Annotated in this window: 17 protein-coding genes; 13 read left to right on the forward strand and 4 right to left on the reverse strand. The window is 52.1% G+C overall.

What is annotated here, in order from left to right; all coding sequences use genetic code 11:
* Positions 1 to 18: 18 nt before the first annotated feature.
* Complete coding sequence (locus tag INP78_RS04285) at positions 19 to 789, reverse strand: sulfite exporter TauE/SafE family protein (RefSeq protein ID WP_194740913.1); 771 nt, start codon at positions 787 to 789, stop codon at positions 19 to 21.
* 106 nt (positions 790 to 895) lie between these two features.
* Here INP78_RS04285 and INP78_RS04290 point away from each other — a divergent pair, with 106 nt between their 5' ends.
* The 6 genes from INP78_RS04290 (at position 896) to INP78_RS04315 (ending at position 7,458) form a co-directional block, all read left to right on the forward strand.
* Complete coding sequence (locus INP78_RS04290; protein ID WP_194740914.1) at positions 896 to 1,822, forward strand: CysB family HTH-type transcriptional regulator; 927 nt, start codon at positions 896 to 898, stop codon at positions 1,820 to 1,822.
* A 117-nt stretch (positions 1,823 to 1,939) separates the two neighbouring features.
* Complete coding sequence (locus tag INP78_RS04295) at positions 1,940 to 2,437, forward strand: DUF302 domain-containing protein (RefSeq protein WP_228522677.1); 498 nt, start codon at positions 1,940 to 1,942, stop codon at positions 2,435 to 2,437.
* Positions 2,438 to 2,682: 245 nt separating this feature from the next.
* A complete protein-coding gene (locus tag INP78_RS04300) occupies positions 2,683 to 4,176 on the forward strand; it encodes a helicase HerA-like C-terminal domain-containing protein (RefSeq protein ID WP_194740916.1) in 1,494 nt (497 codons plus the stop codon).
* Between the two features lie 35 nt (positions 4,177 to 4,211).
* Positions 4,212 to 5,855 (forward strand): formate--tetrahydrofolate ligase, encoded by a 1,644-nt coding sequence (locus INP78_RS04305; protein ID WP_194740917.1) that lies wholly within the window; start codon positions 4,212 to 4,214, stop codon positions 5,853 to 5,855.
* Positions 5,856 to 5,865: 10 nt separating this feature from the next.
* Entirely contained in the window at positions 5,866 to 6,426 is a 561-nt protein-coding gene (locus tag INP78_RS04310; protein WP_194740918.1) for a YigZ family protein, read from the forward strand.
* A gap of 27 nt (positions 6,427 to 6,453) precedes the next feature.
* Complete coding sequence (locus tag INP78_RS04315; protein WP_368667964.1) at positions 6,454 to 7,458, forward strand: AI-2E family transporter; 1,005 nt, start codon at positions 6,454 to 6,456, stop codon at positions 7,456 to 7,458.
* A 57-nt stretch (positions 7,459 to 7,515) separates the two neighbouring features.
* Here INP78_RS04315 and INP78_RS04320 read toward each other — a convergent pair whose 3' ends face one another.
* Genes INP78_RS04320 through INP78_RS04330 form a run of 3 tightly spaced genes read right to left on the reverse strand, consistent with a single transcriptional unit; the run spans position 7,516 to position 10,630 of the window.
* Entirely contained in the window at positions 7,516 to 8,421 is a 906-nt protein-coding gene (locus INP78_RS04320; RefSeq protein ID WP_194740919.1) for a M48 family metalloprotease, read from the reverse strand.
* Complete coding sequence (locus INP78_RS04325) at positions 8,418 to 8,909, reverse strand: SH3 domain-containing protein (protein ID WP_194740920.1); 492 nt, start codon at positions 8,907 to 8,909, stop codon at positions 8,418 to 8,420. The genes INP78_RS04320 and INP78_RS04325 overlap by 4 nt, the downstream gene beginning before the upstream one ends.
* Complete coding sequence (locus INP78_RS04330; RefSeq protein WP_194740921.1) at positions 8,906 to 10,630, reverse strand: CHASE2 domain-containing protein; 1,725 nt, start codon at positions 10,628 to 10,630, stop codon at positions 8,906 to 8,908. Before INP78_RS04330 ends, INP78_RS04325 begins: the two co-directional genes overlap by 4 nt.
* Before the next feature lie 471 nt (positions 10,631 to 11,101).
* Here INP78_RS04330 and INP78_RS04335 point away from each other — a divergent pair, with 471 nt between their 5' ends.
* From INP78_RS04335 to INP78_RS04365, 7 genes are all read left to right on the forward strand, one after another.
* Complete coding sequence (locus tag INP78_RS04335) at positions 11,102 to 11,845, forward strand: hypothetical protein (RefSeq protein ID WP_228522634.1); 744 nt, start codon at positions 11,102 to 11,104, stop codon at positions 11,843 to 11,845.
* Positions 11,846 to 11,879: 34 nt separating this feature from the next.
* The gene (locus INP78_RS04340) at positions 11,880 to 13,418 is read left to right on the forward strand and encodes an alkaline phosphatase (protein ID WP_194740922.1); all 1,539 of its coding nucleotides are present in this window, start codon (positions 11,880 to 11,882) and stop codon (positions 13,416 to 13,418) included.
* Between the two features lie 89 nt (positions 13,419 to 13,507).
* The gene (locus INP78_RS04345) at positions 13,508 to 14,251 is read left to right on the forward strand and encodes a hypothetical protein (RefSeq protein WP_194740923.1); all 744 of its coding nucleotides are present in this window, start codon (positions 13,508 to 13,510) and stop codon (positions 14,249 to 14,251) included.
* 187 nt (positions 14,252 to 14,438) lie between these two features.
* A complete protein-coding gene (locus INP78_RS04350) occupies positions 14,439 to 15,794 on the forward strand; it encodes a DNA recombination protein RmuC (protein ID WP_194741136.1) in 1,356 nt (451 codons plus the stop codon).
* The gene (gene moaD / locus INP78_RS04355; protein WP_194740924.1) at positions 15,791 to 16,048 is read left to right on the forward strand and encodes a molybdopterin converting factor subunit 1; all 258 of its coding nucleotides are present in this window, start codon (positions 15,791 to 15,793) and stop codon (positions 16,046 to 16,048) included. The genes INP78_RS04350 and moaD overlap by 4 nt, the downstream gene beginning before the upstream one ends.
* Before the next feature lies 1 nt (position 16,049).
* The gene (locus tag INP78_RS04360; RefSeq protein WP_228522635.1) at positions 16,050 to 16,541 is read left to right on the forward strand and encodes a molybdenum cofactor biosynthesis protein MoaE; all 492 of its coding nucleotides are present in this window, start codon (positions 16,050 to 16,052) and stop codon (positions 16,539 to 16,541) included.
* Positions 16,538 to 18,703, forward strand: coding sequence for a Lon protease family protein (locus tag INP78_RS04365; protein WP_194740925.1), 2,166 nt, complete (start codon positions 16,538 to 16,540; stop codon positions 18,701 to 18,703). The genes INP78_RS04360 and INP78_RS04365 overlap by 4 nt, the downstream gene beginning before the upstream one ends.
* Position 18,704: the final 1 nt, after the last annotated feature.

Here is an 18,704-nt window from a genome sequence, read left to right on the forward strand (position 1 = left end):
AAGCGAAGAGGCAATATTTTAATGGAAAACTAGCTTAAAGCCTACAAAAATCAATATCATAGCCAGTGCAATGCGTACCCAGTGCTCGGCCACGCGTGAACTCATGTGGCTGCCAAGATAGATGCCTGGAATGGAGCCTATCAGTAAGGTCCCCAATAATTGATAGTCTATGGTGCCCAAAGAAGCGTGTCCCAAACCAGCCACCAGTGTGAGGGGCACGGCGTGGGCAATATCACTCCCGACGATGGTGGTGATTTTTTCTTTGGGGTAGAGCAGAATCAAGGCCGTTACACCCAGTGCACCTGCGCCCACTGAAGTCAGTGTGACCAGGGCACCTAGCACGATACCTAGTACCACGGTTGCACCGGGCACATAGCGTGCTGGAATCCACTCCTCTTTTGCCACTAAAGACATCAGTTTGTTGCGCAATAGCACGGCGACGGACGTCACAATCAGTGCAATCCCCAACCAAAACTTGATGGTAGAGACCACGTTGCCTGATTGCAGATCCATACTGTGCAGTGCCCACAGTGTGAGCATAGAGGCGGGCACACTGCCGACGGCCAGGCGCTTGACGATGGTCCAGTCAATGTTGCCCAGTTTGCCGTGTGCAAAAATGCCTACAGATTTAGTCACCGAGGCGTACAGTAAATCTGTGCCTACGGCGACTGCCGGTTTAATGTTGTAGAGTAATAAGAGGATGGGCGTCATTAAGGAGCCGCCACCAACGCCTGTTAACCCTACCAAAAAGCCAACCACAAATCCTGCCAGTATGTATCCGAATTCCATGAGGAGTATCTTGAGAAATATAACCGCGGGATAATATCAGTCTTTTAATGATTGATTTAATAATCAATTGTTCTATGATATAGCATTTGGTTATATGGGGTTGGCAATGAAGTTTCACCAGTTACGCTATGTGCATGAGGTTGTTCGGCAACAATTAAATATCTCTGCGGCGTCTGAAGTATTGCATACATCGCAACCCGGCGTCAGCAAGCAGATCCAGTTACTCGAAGAAGAACTGGGGTTGCAGATTTTTCAGCGTAACGGTAAACGTTTGATAGGCGTGACTGAGCCCGGCCGCAAAATTGTCGAATTATCAGCACGTGTCATGCTGGATATGCAAAATATCAAGCGCGTGGGCGACGAATATAGCCGTGAGGACACGGGCGAGTTGACCATCGCGACCACACATACGCAGGCGCGCTACCGCTTGCCCTCGGCGGTCAAGCAGTTTATTGCCCAATACCCCAATGTCAAACTGACTATCCATCAGGGCAACCCGGCGCAAGTAACCGAACTGGTCGCTTCCGGCGAGGCTGATGTCGGTATCGCGACAGAAAGTATCAGCAATGATGAGCGTTTATCTTGCCTGGCCTGCTATGAGTGGAACCGCTGTCTGGTGGTGCCGCCAGAACATGCGCTGTTAAAAGCAAGCAAGCTGACCTTAAACGATTTGGCCAGCTATCCTTTGATTACCTATGATTTTGCGTTTACTGGCGGCACGCTGGTGTCCAAGGTGTTTCATGACGCTGGTTTGCAACCCAATGTCGTGTTTACCGCGATTGATGCCGACGTGATTAAAACCTATGTCAATCTGGGCCTAGGCATCGGCCTGATTGCGAATATGGCGTATGAGGAAACCCGTGATGCGCCGCTCAAAAGCCTGGATTGCAGCCATTTGTTCCCCGATAGTACGACTTATTTGGGGGTGCGCCGCGATGCGTTCCTGCGCGACTACATGTTGAATTTTATTACCATGCTGTCACCACAATACGATAAACGCACCGTGCAGCGTGCGTTGCACCAGGACTTGTGATGTCAGTCACACGGCAGTGATGGGCAACATGCTGTAATGCATGGGTCTGTGTGGAAGATGAAGAGGGTTGTCATGCGCTTATATCTGTTGAGAATGCTGGGTTGTCTGGGTTTGATCATGAGCATGCAGGCGTGCGCGGCCCCGGCGCATGTGCGCGTTATAGGCCATGGCATGCCCGACGTAGACCTGGATAATGCCATTTATGAGGTGCCGGTCAAAGACGGCGTGACTTATCAGGACTTAGTTGATAGCCTGAAATCCATCTCGGAAGGCATGAATTTCGTCAATCCGGCCAATTTCCCGATTGGCGACCATATGAAGCTGCGCGGCCAGGATCCGCAAGGCGTGAAAGAAGTGCGCACCTTTTGTAATTTAAGCATGGGCACCGAGATTATTCTCGATCACCCCGAGTTTCTGGTATTTGCGCCTTGCCGTCTGGCCATTTACGAAAAACCGGATGCCAGCGGCAAACGCCAACTATACCTTGGCCTGGACCGGCCCACGCATGATTTGAAGAATATCAAACATCCCACCGCCAGGGCGCAAGCCTCGGCACAGCAACTTGAAGATGCATTGATCGAGTTGATGGAAAAGGCGCGGCGCGGCGATTTTTAATATTCATTACAAAGACATTCTTTAAGCCACAGAGAGCACAGAGGCCACAGAGACGATCTCTGCAAAATACAATTTCTGATGTGTTCATAGCCGTAGTGCACACCTATGGTTTTTCTCTGTGCGCTCTGTATCCTCTGTGGCTAAAATTTTTAATATCATTTCGCCCTTCCGGCAAAACAACAATCTTCCTCTTTTATCAGCCATCGCCTATACTCAACTTAACTTTAATTGTTTGAGTACACGCCATGGTTCAACCTATGCTTATCGCAAAAAATAATGATGTCGACAGCGTGATGCTGCCCAAAATGGCCAACCGCCATGGCCTGATTGCGGGCGCCACCGGCACGGGTAAAACCGTGACCTTGCAAAGCCTGGCCGAGCAATTTTCACGTATTGGCGTGCCAGTGTTTCTGGCTGACGTGAAAGGTGATTTATCCGGCATGAGCCAAGTGGGTGGTGGGAATGCCAAGGTTGAAGCGCGGGTGCAGCAATTGGGGCTGACTGATTATGCCAATAAAGCTTATCCGGTGATGTTCTGGGATATGTTTGGCGAAAAAGGCCATCCGGTACGTACCACGCTCAGTGAAATGGGGCCGCTATTGTTGGCGCGCATGCTTAACCTGAATGACGTGCAGGCCGGTGTGTTAAATGCAATTTTCAAGATTGCCGATGACAATGGCATGCTGTTGCTGGATATGAAAGACCTGCGTGCCATGGCGCAGCATTGTGCTGAAAATTCAGCCACTTACCAAACCCAGTATGGCAATATTTCCACCGCTAGCGTGGGTGCGATTCAGCGTGCTTTGCTGCAACTGGAAACCGAAGGCGGCGATATTCTGTTTGGTGAGCCCGCACTCAATCTGGACGATATGATGCAAACCGATGCCAAAGGATTGGGGTTTATCAATATTCTGGCGGCGGACAAATTACTCAATTCGCCACGCGTATACGCGACCTTGTTGTTATGGATTTTGTCCGAACTGTTTGAAAAACTGCCGGAAGTCGGCGATATGGAAAAGCCCAAGCTGGTGTTTTTCTTTGACGAGGCGCACTTGTTGTTCAATGATGCGCCCGCGATCCTTATGCAAAAAATTGAGCAGGTAGTACGCCTGGTACGCTCCAAAGGTGTCGGTGTGTATTTCGTCTCACAAAACCCGCTGGATATCCCGGATGTGGTGCTGGGTCAATTAGGTAACCGCGTACAGCATGCCTTGCGTGCATTTACCCCGCGTGACCAAAAAGCGGTGCAGGTGGCGGCCCAAACGTTCCGTGCTAATCCTAAGTTAAATGTGGCAACCGCGATTACTGAGTTGGGCGTGGGTGAGGCGCTAGTCTCGTTTTTAGATGAAAAGGGCGCGCCGACGCCGGTTGAGCGTGTGTTTGTTTGCCCGCCGGAAAGCCGGGTTGGCCCGGCAACCGATGCCGAGCGCAAGCAGGTGATGACGCAGTCGCTGGTTGCCGGTGTTTACGACAAATTGGTTGATCGTGAATCAGCCTACGAGATTCTCAAGCATCGGGCAGACCAGGCGGCCTCGGCCACACAGGCACAAACGCAAAAAGAGGAAGAGGGCTCAGGCTTTGATTTAGGCGGCATTCTGGGAGGCAAAACCAGCCGTTCAGATTCTGTGCTAGAGTCTGCGGCCAAATCTGCGGCGCGTGCCATCGGCTCGCAACTGGGGCGCGCCATTATTCGCGGTGTGCTGGGCTCGATTCTCGGGGGCAGCAAGACCAAGCGCTAATCGTTTACCTACGTCAGCCCAATCAGGACATCTGCATGTTAAGTGATATCGACATCGCCCAGGCCGCCACGCTACAACCTATTGTAGAGATTGCTGCCAAAGTCGGTCTGTCGTCACATGACTTGCATGCCTATGGTCAGCATATGGCCAAATTGACGCAGGCAACTGTGAACCGGCTGCATGCACAGCCAGCCAAAGCCAAGCTGATTTTGGTCACGGCAATCAATCCGACACCGGCCGGAGAAGGTAAAACCACCACCACTGTTGGTCTCACCGATGCCTTGAATCAGGCCGGTTATCATGCGATCGCTTGCTTGCGTGAACCTTCGTTGGGGCCAGTGTTTGGCATGAAGGGTGGCGCTACGGGCGGCGGTTATGCGCAAGTGGTGCCGATAGAAAATATCAACCTGCATTTTACTGGCGACTTTCATGCGATTAGTGCGGCCAATAATCTGCTCGCAGCCCTCATTGATAATCATATTTATTATGGCAATGCATTGCAGTTTGATACCGTGAGCTGGCGCCGTTGCATGGATATGAACGACCGTGCCTTGCGGCGCATCACGCTAGATAATGATGTGCATACTGGCTTTGATATTACGGTGGCTAGCGAAGTGATGGCGATTTTCTGCCTGGCAACCGATCTGGCGGATTTAACACACAGGTTGGGGCAGATTCAGGTGGGATTGAATCAACAAGGAACTCCCATTCTGGCCAGCGACTTACAGGCCGAAGGCGCCATGACCGCCTTATTGAAGGATGCTTTTCAGCCTAACCTGGTACAAACGCTGGAAGGCTCACCAGCGTTGTTGCATGGCGGCCCCTTTGCCAATATCGCGCATGGCTGTAACTCGCTGGTGGCGACTAAAACGGCGTTGCGCCTGGCCGACTATGTGGTGACTGAGGCCGGGTTTGGCGCTGACCTGGGCGCGGAAAAATTTATGGATATCAAATGCCGCCAGTCAGGCTTGCGGCCGGATGTGGCGGTGATTGTGGCCACTGTGCGCGCCCTGAAATATAACGGTGGCGTGGAAGTCGTTGATTTGAATACGGAAAGCCTGTCAGCATTAGCCATTGGTGTTGCCAATCTGGAAAAACATATTACAAACTTGCGTCAGCATTTTGACTTGCCGGTGGTTGTTGCGCTGAATCACTTTACTGCCGACACTGAGGCTGAAGTGGCGTTGGTGCAGGCTGCCGTGGAGTCGCTAGGGGCCAGTCTGCATGTATGCAGGCACTGGGCGCAAGGCGGGGCGGGGGCATTGAGCTTGGCGCATGCGGTGGCTGGCCAGGCGCAACAAGGGGCAGCGCCACGCTTGCTGTATGCAGATGATTTACCATTGACAGAAAAGCTGGCCACCATTGCGCAGGCCATTTATGGCGCCAGTGGTGTGACTTATAGTGAGTTAGCCCAGCAGCAATTAACGCAGATGGCAGAGGCGAGCCAGGGCTTGCCGGTGTGTGTGGCGAAAACGCAATACTCGCTCTCTTGCGATGCCAAGTTGCGCAATGTGCCAGAACATCATGTGTTGCATGTGCGCGAGTTGCGCCTGTCGCGCGGTGCTGGCTTTGTGGTGGCAATTTGTGGTGACATCATGACCATGCCCGGCCTGCCTAAGCAGCCTGCCAGTGCACGCATCGGTGTCGATGCCAATGGTAGAATAAGCGGCCTTTCCTGAAGTATGTGTCATGCTCACTTTTAGTCAACTCGGCCAGGCCGATCACACCATTAACAAATCCCGTTTTATTGCGCGTGCCATGCGCTGTGAAAATGAGCGTGAACTCGCCTTGTTTTTGCGCCAGTTTGCCAGCGAGCACCAAACAGCAGGCCATCTGGCCTATGCGTTTAGAATGAAGACGGCAGAAGGCATCGTTGCGCGATTTTCGGACGCGGGTGAGCCTGCGGGCACTGCGGGTAAGCCGATTATGCAAATGCTGGACGGGCAGAATTATGTCAATTGCTGCGTGGCGGTTGTGCGTTATTATGGTGGCATTAACCTGGGCACCGGTGGCTTGGTGCGCGCTTATGGTGGCACCGCCAAGCAGGCCATGGAGCAGGCGGGAAGTATGCCTTTTGTGGAAATGGTGCAATTGAAAATTTCTACCACTTATAAGCGAGTGGATGAGCTCACGCGAGAAGTGCAGAAGCTGCATGGTGAAGTGCTGGACAAGCAGTTTGGCGAAAGTGTCCAGTTTCTGCTCAAGTTGCCGCTGGATGCCGCCAGGCAATTGCAAGCCAGATTTGAGTGATAGATCCAATAAAAGACCGGAGCCTGTGTGACCCAAACCCAACGATTTGAAATCGCCACCTATATTCTGATGGCAGTGTTGATGTGGCTGGTATTGCAGGTGCAATTGCTACCTGCCTTGCTGGCTGGCTTGCTGGTGTTTGAGTTAATTCACGTCATTTCGCCGTTAATTGCGCGTAAGTTGCCGGGAAAATACGCCAAGTGGCTGGCTGTGGTGTTGATCGCTACCTTGGTGATCGGCTTGCTGGTCGCGTTGGGCATGGGGATTATTACCTTGATCCGTAGTGATGCCGGTGGCCTGGCCGTGTTGTTTGACCAATTAGCCAAAATTATTGAAGATTCGCGCAAGGTATTGCCGCCCTGGCTGAATGAGCGCCTGCCGGACGATGCGATTACCTTGCAACAAACAGTCATCGATTGGTTGCGTGCGCATTCGGCTGATTGGCAATTGCTGGGCAAAGAAGCCGGGCATCATTTAGCGCATATCCTCATCGGCATGGTGATAGGTGCGATGATTGCTTTGCATGATGTGCAAACCAAGGTCAACCACAAGCCATTTGCGCAAAGCCTGTTGCAGCGCATCACCTTGTTTGCACAAGCCTTTAAAAATATTGTGTTTGCGCAGGTGAAAATTTCTGCGGTCAATGCGGCGCTCACTGGTATTTACTTAGCCGTGATCTTGCCTTTATGTGGCGTGCATTTGCCGTTTACCAAAACCATGATTGCCATTACCTTCCTGGTTGGCTTGTTGCCGGTGATCGGTAACCTGATTTCCAATACCGTGATTGTGATTGTCAGTACCAGTCATTCATTTATGGTGGCCATGGGTTCGCTGGCATTTTTAATCGTGATCCATAAGTTCGAATACTTCCTCAATGCGCGCATCGTCGGCGGCCAGATTCGCGCCTATGCCTGGGAGCTATTGCTGGCCATGTTGCTGATGGAGGCGACGTTCGGCTTGCCGGGCATTGTTGCCGCGCCTGTCTATTATGCCTATATCAAAAGTGAGTGCCGTGAACGCGGCTGGGTATAAACGGCATGTTTAAATAAATAAGGCTCGCCACGGCGAGCCTTATTTATTGGCTGGGAGCTATTTCAATTTAACCAAACGGTTTTCCAGTGTTTTGCCACCACTGATCTTATCCATCTGGTCACCGCTGACCAGACTCAGTTGCGCCAGCCTGTCGTCCGGGTGCGGGTGGGTCTGGAACAGCAAGGCCACGCTGCCATCGTTATTATTGATGGTTTCCATGTCCTGAAGTACTTCGGCCAGGCCATAAGCTTCGTAACCTGCGCGGGCCGCAAGTACGGTGCCCATGCTGTCGGCTTCAAATTCGGCGCTTTTGTCCAGGTTGCGTGCGCTGATTTCTGCGCCGGTAGACACGGCACGTTGTGTCAGTTTGTTTTTACTGATTTTGTCTTTCAAAAAAGAGGTGCCTGCATCCAGCAGCGCCTGTTTTTGCATGACTTTCAGGTGGTGTTTTTGCACCACGTGCGCGATTTCATGCCCCAGTACACCTGCCAGTTGTGCCTCACTGGTCAGGCGCAAGTACAGGCCTTTGGTGATCAGCACATAGCCGCCAGGCGCGGCAAAGGCGTTGACATCATTGCTATCAATCACGCCAAAATGCCAAGGTAAATCGGCACGTTCGGATTGGCTGGCGACCCAGCGGCCAATCTTGTTCACATATTGCTGTAGTTGCGCGTCATTCACCAGTGGCGCAGCCCCGAGTATGGTGCCGGTGACATTGCGGCCGACCGCAATTTCGTCTTCGCGGCTAGGGTTTTTCCAGTTAATGTTGGCCAGCTTGTCTTGTGCTGAGGCGTTACTCTGTGTGTCATTATTTGCAGGGGTAGGTTCTGTTTTGCTGCCAGTACCCAGTTGTTCGTTGACTGCATCTTTGAGCACGCCTTTGAGGTCCAGCGCAGAAGCGGTGCCCCATGCCAAGCTGCTGCACAACGCAAGCGCGATGGCCTGTTTTAAGGTCTTGTTCATTGTGCGCTCCCGGTAAAGTAAGGATAGCTGCGGCTACTGAGTCCACCGTTGCTGGCAAACTGTTTGGCATCGTCCGCATTGACGGTATAGCTTTCCAGTTTTTTGGTTTCTGCTTCGTTAAATTGCGCGGTTTTGAGGTCTTCTGCACTCAGGCCTCGGATACCGGTCGTCGACACGACTTTGCCCGTGCCACTACGGCCGGTGGCCACGCCTACCACACCGGCTACATTATTGCCGCCTGTGTTATTGCGTTTCACGGTGAGCAATCGCACCCAGCCGGTTTTGCCTGCCGATTTAATCTGCAGCCAGGCACCTTTTTTATTGAGGATTTCGACGGCATCGTTTTTATTGACGCTGCCGACCACTTTTGCGTCACTAAAGGTATCTGCCCGTAACTGGTCTGCTTTAAGTGCGACCCCGGTCTCCGCAGCGGCTGCCTGACTGCATGCAAATGCTGTCAGTAGCCACAGGATATGTTTTTTGATCATGCCTTATTCTCCTGTTGGTTGTGATGTGCACTGGTTGTTGAATCTGCTAAAGCACTCATTTCCAGTTGTATCATGGCTTGCGCAAACAATATACGCCACTGTGCGGCTAGTTGTGACGCCTGGTTGGCAATCTTGCCCTGATGTGTGCTGTAACGCACGACAGGCGCGCCAGGTAGACTCAATTGGTTGAGTAATATTTGCAGTTGGGCAGACAGTTGTTGTGCATCCTGTTGCGCCGCCTCACGGTAGGTGGTTTCGGGCGCATATTGCCAGCTGACCATGACCATATCGCCAAACAAACCCCAGATGCCGCTTTGGGTGCCGGTTAAAATATCAATCTGCGTCGGCGCACGGCAGGCTTGTTCAATTTCGCGACGAATGCGTTTCATGGCGGCATCGCCCAATGCTTCCGGGCTTTCAATCGCAATTGGCATCAGCAGCACTTCCAGCTCTGCGCTGTTTGAGGTGAGGCCAAACGCCAGCCAGCGTTGCAAGGCACGGTCGGTGGCCAGTGCGTAGATTTTAGCCACGCCAAAATATGCCACCGCCCAAAAAATAGGCGCGGCCAAATCCAGATAAGTATGAAACAGGTTGATAGCCAGGTAAGACAACACCAGCAAACCAATCTGGCTACCGGTAAACACGCCGTTAAAGCGGTCACGGTCTACCTTGAAGTAAAACGCCAATGTGGTGAGCCACACGAGTAAAAAACTCAGCAGGATATAAGGCAGTTTGCCGCGCCAGACCTTGAGGTAATCCTGATGTAGGCTGTTATCCAGTGCCGTGGCCAGAATCTCCACGCCAGGAAACTGTTTGTCCATAGCGGTCGGTTTAATATCGAACAGGGCTGGGGCGGTAGAGCCGATGATGACAATTTTGCCTTTAAATTCATCTTTTGCACGTGTCGGCTTGGCGCTGGTGAGGTCGCGATACACATCGCTAAAACTCACATAGTGGTAGGTAAACGGTTTGCCGCGCCAGTTGAGCAACATTTCATCCGGGGTATTGCGGCTGATCTCTGCCTGGGCTTCGGCAACCACCAATGGCAGGGCAGGTAAAGTCCAGCCACGGTCCTGGTGGCGCATGCGATATTGGCGCACCACGCCATCGTTATCCGGGTATACATTGTGTGTGCCCAGGCGGCCCGGTTTCCAGGCGCCTTTAAAATAAGGCGGGATTGCGGCAAACGTGGCTTGCTTGTCTGCATCGGCAGCCGCAACCAGGCCGGTAATTTGCGCATACTGGAGCTGGCTCTGGTCATCCTGGCTGGCGTCGAGGCGCAGCAATGGAAAGAAGCAATGCTGGCATTCGGTGATGACATCGTTGAAGTAGCTGTCGCTGTCCGGGTTGTAGACGTCTGCATCGGAAAACACAATATCAAACACGATGGCTTTGGGTTGCTGTTGCTGGATATTTTCGACCAGCTCGCCAATCACCTGGCGCGGCCACGGCCAGCGACCATATTCCTTGGCCATGGCATCCAGGCTGGCTTCATTGATATCAACGATGACGATAGACGGGTCAACTGCCGGTTTGAGAATGCGGTTTTTCACCATCAGGTCAAACGCTTTATCGCGCATGTTTTGCCCGACATGAAACACGGCGGCGTCGAGCAAAATCACCACGCTGAATAACAGGGCCAGATACAGGTAAAAGTTATTCTTTAATTTTCGGGTCAGGCTGGCCAGCCAAAAGCCTAGTATCAATTTGAGTTTTAACATATCGCTCCTTTGTTATTGTTTGCCTGTTCCTGGCTTTGCTTATTCCTGATCTTGCTTGCGATTGACGCCGGATGACCCGAACGGGTCATTGTGACCACCAGGTATCGTCAGTATTCTAGCAACATCACAAGGACGCAGCGATGATCACCCGCTTAAATCTGAACATTTTGTTATTCGGATTTTTGCTTTTGTTCATCATCGGCATCGTGGATGCTTTTGTGTGATTGTGGCGTGTTTTTCAAGTTTAAAGTCTCTTTATAGCCCCGCCAGTGCGGGGTTTTTTCTTTTCTAAGCCTCTCACTCTTTTATATTTTCGCTAGCGGCGTAGTCAGGCCCGTCATATAAGCTTCATGCCAGTGAAAACTTTCTGACATACAGTTTTTCAAGAATGCTCATGGTGACACCGCGTCGAGACGGCGAGGTGGCAAACGATATGTATATTAATCATCGCATTCAGAGAGGATGTTCGGAATGAAGCTAAAACCATGGTTGTTGGCTGGTTTGCTCGGCGCAGCAGCACTGTCTCAGGCGCAGGCAGCAGAGTTGATTCAAAACGGTGGGTTCGAGGTGCAGGGCGTAGATAGCTACGACATCTCTGGCTGGCAAGTAGGCGAGCAAGGCTTTTTAGGTGGCGTGTTGTCACAATCCGGTACAGTGTCAGAAGTGACTGGCAACACAACGGTTGGCGCTTATCAAGGCAGCTACTATGGCTTGCTGGATAACTATGGCCTCGCAGCTAGCGTGTTGTACCAGTCATTTACCACCACGGCGGTGAGCCAGGCGACCTTGTCATTCCAGATGTTTGTGAATAACCAGAATGCGACGACAGAGATCGATGCCGCAGGCCTGGATTACAGCGTCGATGCGACTGACCATGCTAACCAGCACGTGCGTGTAGATGTGCTCAAGGCAGGTAGCGATCCACTCTCTACCAATAGCGCGGATATCCTGCAAACACTGTATGTCGGGGGCGCCAATGGCAACCTGGCAGCGAACGATTACCTCAACTACCAGTTTGATCTTTCATCTAGCCTGGCGGCCGGTGGTAGCTATGTGTTGCGTTTTGCCACGGTGGCTAACCAGAGTTCATTGCAGTTGGGCCTGGACAACGTGAGCTTGCAAACTGTGTCTGCTGTGCCAGAGGCGGATACCAATGCCTTGATGCTGACTGGCCTCGGTCTGATGGTAGCAGTGATGCGTCGTCGCTACTCATAAATTACAATATTAAAACCTGATAAAGGAAATGATCATGCAATTGTTAAATGTAAAACGCACTGCCATGGTAGCGATGCTGCTGGGCTCACAACTGCTGTCTCATGCAGCGATGGCTGAAGATGCACAATTTTGGCTGAATGATGGTGCAGCTAGCCTGAATGACAGCAAAAAACTGGTCCCAAACGCTAGAAAAGCCAAAAACGTGATTTTGTTTGTCGGTGACGGCATGGGTATCTCTACCGTGACTGGCGCACGCATTTTTGAAGGTCAACTCAAGGGCATCGACGGTGAGCGTCATAAACTGTCTTTTGAAGAGTTTCCTTATGTTGCGCTGTCTAAAACATATTCTACCAACCAGCAAACGGCTGACTCTGCACCAACCATGACCGCTATGATCTCCGGCGTGAAAACCAATGACGGTATCATTTCCCTGAACCAGTCTGTCGCCCGCAATGAGCCTAGCCCAGCTGTATTAAACGCTAACAAAGTGACTACTTTGCTGGAGCAGGCTGAGCAAGCAGGTAAAGCCACCGGTGTGGTGTCTACTGCACGTATCACCCACGCGACACCAGCCGCGACTTATGCGCATATCTCTAACCGTGACTGGGAAGCTAACGCGAACCTGTCCGCCGCCGCTGCCAGCAATGGTGTGAAAGATATTGCTGCACAACTGATCGACAACTTTGGCACTGGCAAAATCGGTGACGGTGTGGATGTGGTGTTTGGTGGTGGCCGCAGCTACTTCCTGCCAAATAGCATTACCGATATCGAAGGCACCAAAGGCCGCCGTACTGATGGCCGTAACCTGACACAAGAATACGTGAGCAAGTTTGGTGGCGTGTATATCGAAAACCAGACGGCATTCAATGCGCTGAACCCGGCAACGACTACCAAAGTATTGGGCCTGTTCAATCCATCACATATGGAATACGAGCAAGACCGTCCTAACGATATCGCTGGCGAACCTTCACTGGCTGAGATGACCGGTAAGGCCGTGGATATCCTGAAGAAAAACCAGAACGGTTACTTCCTGATGGTAGAAGGCGGCCGTATCGACCACGCGTCTCACGCGGGTAACGCTTACCGTACGTTTAAAGATGCGGTGGCATTGTCTGATGCGGTACGTGAGGCGGTGTCTAAAGTGAACCTGAACGACACCCTGATCATTGTGACGGCTGACCATAGCCACACCTTGACCATTGGCGGTTATCCAAAACGCGGCAACCCGATTTTGGGCAAAGTGGTTGAACCAGGCAAAACGACGCCAACCTTGGCAGCAGATGGCAAGCCTTACACCACAGTGAGCTTTGCTAACGGCCCAGGCTACCATGTGAACTCCCCAGGCGATGCCGTGTACAACGAGTCTATCGCTGCTGGTCGTGTGGTGGATATGTCTGGTGTGGATACTGAAGATCCTGACTTCCACCAGGAAGCGTTGGTACCATTGAGCTCAGAAACCCATGCTGGTGAAGAGGTTGTGATTTACGCGATTGGCCCTAAAGCCTACCTGGTACACGGTGTGCAAGAGCAGAGCTATATCTACCAAGTGATGAAAGATGCGTTTGGCTTCTAAATTGCAGTATGCTTGTGAATATTGAGTATAGCAAGTAATGGCAGGGCAGCTTGAGGCTGCCCTGATCCCTTTGGTTGGAATGGAAAAACATGATATTGAAAAAATCCGCTGGATGTCTGGCACTGTTATTCATGAGTGCTGTTGCCATGGCAGATGACCTAGTGAATGCGCGTTATGAAACGGTGCAATGCGCACAACCATGCAAAGCAGAAGAGGCCAAACATGTGCAGTGGTGGCTGATGCGTGACACCAATCAGGTCGAGATACGCAATCTGCATCAAAACGGTGAGCCTGCACATCACAGCAGCCTGTGGCTGAAAAAACCAGCCGGGCAAATGAATTATGTGTATTTGATGCACGACGAACGTCGCGCCATTGATTATGCCGATGTCGATTTGAAGCTGTTGTCCATCAAAACCGACGAACAGTTCTGGCAACTGAAATCACAATTGGTGACGGATAGCGAGCTGGCCAGTCTGCAAAAAGTGACTGCAGAGACCAGCACGCAGTATGGTTATCCGGTAGAAAAATACGTGGGCACATTAGGCGATGGCATCCGCAGCGAAGTCTGGTGGATTCCCGCTTTAAAATTACCTTTTAAAGTGGCGTATACCTACCCCCAGCACACGGTGAGTATTCAGTTGCAGGCACTGCAACCAGCCGCCAAAGGAGATCAGCCAGTAGAGATTGCGCCTGCCACGTCGTTGACGGCGCTGAGCAACTACCAGCACGTGGATTATGCTGACCTCGGCGATATGGAGCACAATCCTTCTGAAATGCAGTGGCTGGCCAAAGCGCACGGTGCGCCTGGCTTACAGGCGCACAGTCACTAAGTTTCGCCTGGTTTGCAGGCGCACAGTCATTAAGTTTCGCCCGGCTTGCAGGCGCACAGTCATTAAGTTTCGCCCGGCTTGCAGGCGCACAGTCACTAAATTACGCGCTTAATCTTTCACCCGCATCGACGCAGCGAATTTGTGCTACGTCGATGTGGCGTACACGGTCATCGGCTATAATGCCGCCATGACGCTTGAAATTATTCAGTTACTCCTGTTGCTGCTAGTGATCGCCATGCTGGTCTGGCAGTGGCGTACGCAACAACACGCTGCACAGCAGGCCTTGTCGCAGTTACTTTCCCAACAGCTAGAAGAAAAACATCGTTTGATGATGAGCGAGATGCATCAATCGCTTAATCAGCTAGCTGACAGATTACAAAGCCTGAATACTGATCAACAAGACCGCTTGCGTGCGCAGTTATCGCAAGAACTCACCGCGACCCGCGAAGCCATGCAGGCCTTGCAAGTAGCCCAGCGTGACCATTTAAGTCAAAGCAGCGAGCAACTCAGCCTGAGTTTGCGTAACGGTTTGTCCGAGCAGGGCATGTTGCAGCAAAACCTGCTCAAAACCGCCTTGCAAACCACCACGCAAAGCCTGACGCAAAGCATAGAATCATTAACCAAGATTGTAGATACGCGCCTGGAAGAAATGAGCGGCAAAGTCTCTATTCGCCTGGAAGAAGGCTTTAAGAAGACCAATGAGACTTTTGTCAGCGTCATGGAGCGTCTGGCTACCATTGATGAAGCGCAAAAGAAAATTGATGGCTTGAGCGTGAATGTGGTGAGCTTGCAAGAGCTGCTGGGTGATAAGCGCAGCCGTGGCGCGTATGGTGAAGTGCAGTTAGAGGGTTTGGTGCGTAATGTGTTGCCTGCCAACAGTTTTGCCATGCAGCATACGTTGAGCAATGGTGCGCGTGTGGATTGCGCCTTGTTTTTACCTGAGCCGACTGGCACCGTGGCAGTAGATAGTAAATTCCCGCTGGAAAATTATCACCGCATGATTGATAGCAGCCTGGGTGAGCTAGGTCAGGCGCAGGCGGCCAAACAATTTAAAGCGGATGTTAAAAAGCATATCGACGATATCAGCAATAAATATATTATTGCCAATGAGACCTCGGACGGTGCAGTGATGTTTATCCCGGCCGAAGCGGTGTTTGCCGAGATTCATGCCTACCACGGCGATGTGGTCGATTACGCCATGCAAAAACGCGTCTGGCTGGTGTCACCCACCACCTTGATGGCGGTGCTCAATACGGCGCGTGCGGTGCTCAAAGATGTGGAGATGCGCAAGCAGGTGCATATTATTAAAGATGAGTTGGGCAAACTGAGTAAAGATTTTGACCGCTTTGATACCCGTATGAAGAAACTGGCCGATAATATCCGCCAGGCACATGAAAACGCACAGGATGTGCATATCAGCAGTCAGAAGATTTCGCGCCGCTTTGCACAGATTGAAAAGGTTGAACTGGCGCAGACGACAGGCCTGGATACACTGGAATTGCTGGATGAATTAGACGAGGCTGGAAAGAACACCCCAACATGAATATCACCATTTTATATTTCGCACGTATCAAAGAGGTCGTCAATTACTCATCTGAAGATGTGTCGTTGCCAGACGGCGTAGAAACCATTGTTGCGCTCAAGTCCTGGCTATCGGGCCGCGGCGATACCTGGCAAAAATTGTTTAGTGGCGGCGGAGTGGTGCGCGCCGCCATCAACCATGAGCTGGTGGATGATATGGCCACGTTTGATGACGGCGATGAAGTGGCATTTTTTCCACCGGTGACCGGGGGCTAGGTTGAGCGCACTCATTGACCTCAATGTGTCTGTGCAGGCTGACGATTTTGATGTTGGCCTGGAGTTGCAGCGGCTCAGGGCCGCGACGCCACAAGCTGGTGCGCTGGTGAATTTTGTCGGCTTGGTGCGCGAGCTGTCTGCGGCTGGCCAGTTAAGCGAAATGGTCATTGAGCATTATCCTGGCATGACCGAAAAAGCCTTGCAGCAGATTGCCCTGCAAGCCGCACAGCGCTGGCCATTGCTAGGGGTGCGTATGATTCATCGCGTTGGGAGGCTGCCCGCGCAGGCGCAGATTGTGCTGGTGGCTGCCACCAGTTTGCACCGGCAAGCGGCGTTTGAAGCCAGTGCCTTTATGATGGATTATTTAAAAACCGAGGCGCCTTTCTGGAAAAAAGAAGTCGGTGATTTTGGCCAGCACTGGGTAGAAGCCCGTGCATCCGATGAACAAGCAAAACAACAGTGGCAAAAGAATAGTGGAAAGTCTCCTAAATGATGCAAGTACTCAGTCCTAATGAAATGACCGTTTCCTACAAACTGTCGCCCATGTCGTTTGAATCTACCGAAGCGTTACTGGATGCGGCCGACTTGGGATTAACGGACTATGGCTGGAAATTACAGCCGGAAGCGCAGAAAACCCTGATGCTGGGGCTGTCCTTGCAGCAGGCCGGGAGTAATGTGCTGGTACTGGGTACACCAGGTTCTGGCCGGGCGGCGTTAACCATGGCGGCCATGAAGGCCGCTGCCGTCACGGGCATTGATAGTTCGCTGACAGATCTGGTAGCCCTGTATGACTTTAGCCAGCAGGCGTGCGTCAACTACATCAAATTGCCAGCAGGCCTGGGTGCGCAATTACGCACGGTGATGGACTCCTTTATCAAGGCCTTGGTCGCTGAAATGCAACAGTGGGTGGATGCTAGCGGGCAGGTGAATCTGCCGCAGGCTGAAACCTGGCTGGAAGAGCGCGTGGATAGCTTGCGCTCGCAGTTAAGCAGTGCCAAGTTGTCACCATTCTTTAATATCATTAAGCCGGAAGTACTGGCCTATTTGCAAGCCTGGCAGCAAGTGGGTGGCGAGGGCGAAAGCGGCTCTGACAGCATTATCAACGATGGCTTCTTGTCCCGCTTCCGCGTCAATTTACTGGTCGATCAGCGTGCCAATCTCACGGCTGGTGTGAAACAACCGGTGGTTGAAGAGAAAGACCCGGGGTTTGCGGCGTTGTTCGGCATGCTGGAAACAGCCGCTGGTGAGTCTGCGCAATGGCCGGAATTTTTACGCCTGCGTGCCGGTAGCCTGCATCAGGCCGATGGCGGCATGCTGTTGTTGCATCTGCGTGATTTAATGCAGGACGAAGGTAATGGCAGCGCATTGCTCGAAAAGCTGTATCGTTTTATGCGCAACTGCGAGGTGCAGATCGAGGATTGGGCCAACCACGCGCAGCAGGGCGCAGGCGGCAACCGCCATGGCGCACTGCCAGTGCATGTGAAAATGGTCATGATTGCCAGCCGCGAAGATTATTACGATTGCCTGGAAGCGCAACCGGATTTCTTTGACTTCTTCCCGATTAAAGTCGAATTTGAAGACCGTGTGCCAGCCACGCTGGAAAACTATGCCTGGGTGTCAGGCTATATTGCCCGCAAATGTCAGCAGCAAGTGTTGCCTCATTTTAGCGGCGCAGCCGTCAATGTGATGTTGCAGTTTATGCATCGCGTCGAGGAGGACCAAGGCCGTATCAGTACGCGTTTTGCGCATCTGGACCAGTTAATGTACGAAAGTGTGGCGGTGGCAGCAGATGCACGCCTGGTAACCGATGTGCATGTGAAACAGGCGCTCTCGGCTCGTTTGCTACGTCAGCAGTTTTTTGAAACGCAGATTCGTGACTCCATTATCGATAACGAGTTGCTGATCCAAGTGCATGGCAATGTAGTGGGGCAGGTCAATGGTTTGACGCATATTGAGTTGGGCGATGCCAGTTTCGGCTCGCCCATCCGGATTACTGCGCGTTGTTATCCTGGCCGCAGTGGCGTCATTAATATTGACCGTGAAGTCAATATGAGCGGTCCTACACACGACAAGGGGATTTATATTCTGCAAAACTGGCTCAGTGCCAGTTTTTGGGCGCTGGCACCGCTGAGCCTGAATGCCTCGCTGGTATTTGAGCAGGAATATACCGGTGTGGAGGGTGACTCTGCCTCGTGTGCCGAGTTGTTCGCGCTGCTTTCTGCGTTGACTGGCCTACCAATCAAGCAAGGCATGGCAGTCACCGGCGCGCTCAACCAGTTTGGCGAAGTGATGCCGATTGGCGGCATCAACGAGAAGATTGAAGGGTATTTCCGTGTCTGCGAAGCCTTGGGTTTGAATGGCGAGCAGGGCGTGATTATCCCCAAACGTAACCAGCGCCACCTGGTGCTGGATGAGAGTGTGGTGACGGCGGTGAGTAATGGCATGTTCAAGATTATTGCTATCGACCACGTGTTGGAAGGGATTGCGCATTTAACTGAATGTGAGGCCGGCACGCAGGAAGCTGACGGCACGTATGCAGGGAATACCCTGATGGCGCGTGCGCAAGGCGCCTTGGCCAGTTACCGCCATACGCTGGAACGCAACCAGGCGCGCATGGCTTATATCCAGCAGCATCCAGATCAATTGGATCTCTAAT

Origin of the sequence: Methylophilus sp. 14 (assembly GCF_015354345.1) — a bacterium.
GTDB lineage: Bacteria > Pseudomonadota > Gammaproteobacteria > Burkholderiales > Methylophilaceae > Methylophilus.

Excerpts from the sequence above, each read along its gene's own strand:
- INP78_RS04285 (WP_194740913.1), bottom strand. The coding sequence starts at position 789 with ATGGAATTCGGATACATACTGGCAGGATTTGTGGTTGGCTTTTTGGTA.
- INP78_RS04290 (WP_194740914.1), top strand. The coding sequence starts at position 896 with ATGAAGTTTCACCAGTTACGCTATGTGCATGAGGTTGTTCGGCAACAA.
- INP78_RS04295 (WP_228522677.1), top strand. The coding sequence starts at position 1,940 with ATGAGCATGCAGGCGTGCGCGGCCCCGGCGCATGTGCGCGTTATAGGC.
- INP78_RS04300 (WP_194740916.1), top strand. The coding sequence starts at position 2,683 with ATGGTTCAACCTATGCTTATCGCAAAAAATAATGATGTCGACAGCGTG.
- INP78_RS04305 (WP_194740917.1), top strand. The coding sequence starts at position 4,212 with ATGTTAAGTGATATCGACATCGCCCAGGCCGCCACGCTACAACCTATT.
- INP78_RS04310 (WP_194740918.1), top strand. The coding sequence starts at position 5,866 with ATGCTCACTTTTAGTCAACTCGGCCAGGCCGATCACACCATTAACAAA.
- INP78_RS04320 (WP_194740919.1), bottom strand. The coding sequence starts at position 8,421 with ATGAACAAGACCTTAAAACAGGCCATCGCGCTTGCGTTGTGCAGCAGC.
- INP78_RS04325 (WP_194740920.1), bottom strand. The coding sequence starts at position 8,909 with ATGATCAAAAAACATATCCTGTGGCTACTGACAGCATTTGCATGCAGT.
- INP78_RS04330 (WP_194740921.1), bottom strand. The coding sequence starts at position 10,630 with ATGTTAAAACTCAAATTGATACTAGGCTTTTGGCTGGCCAGCCTGACC.
- INP78_RS04335 (WP_228522634.1), top strand. The coding sequence starts at position 11,102 with ATGAAGCTAAAACCATGGTTGTTGGCTGGTTTGCTCGGCGCAGCAGCA.
- INP78_RS04340 (WP_194740922.1), top strand. The coding sequence starts at position 11,880 with ATGCAATTGTTAAATGTAAAACGCACTGCCATGGTAGCGATGCTGCTG.
- INP78_RS04345 (WP_194740923.1), top strand. The coding sequence starts at position 13,508 with ATGATATTGAAAAAATCCGCTGGATGTCTGGCACTGTTATTCATGAGT.
- INP78_RS04350 (WP_194741136.1), top strand. The coding sequence starts at position 14,439 with ATGACGCTTGAAATTATTCAGTTACTCCTGTTGCTGCTAGTGATCGCC.
- moaD (WP_194740924.1), top strand. The coding sequence starts at position 15,791 with ATGAATATCACCATTTTATATTTCGCACGTATCAAAGAGGTCGTCAAT.
- INP78_RS04365 (WP_194740925.1), top strand. The coding sequence starts at position 16,538 with ATGATGCAAGTACTCAGTCCTAATGAAATGACCGTTTCCTACAAACTG.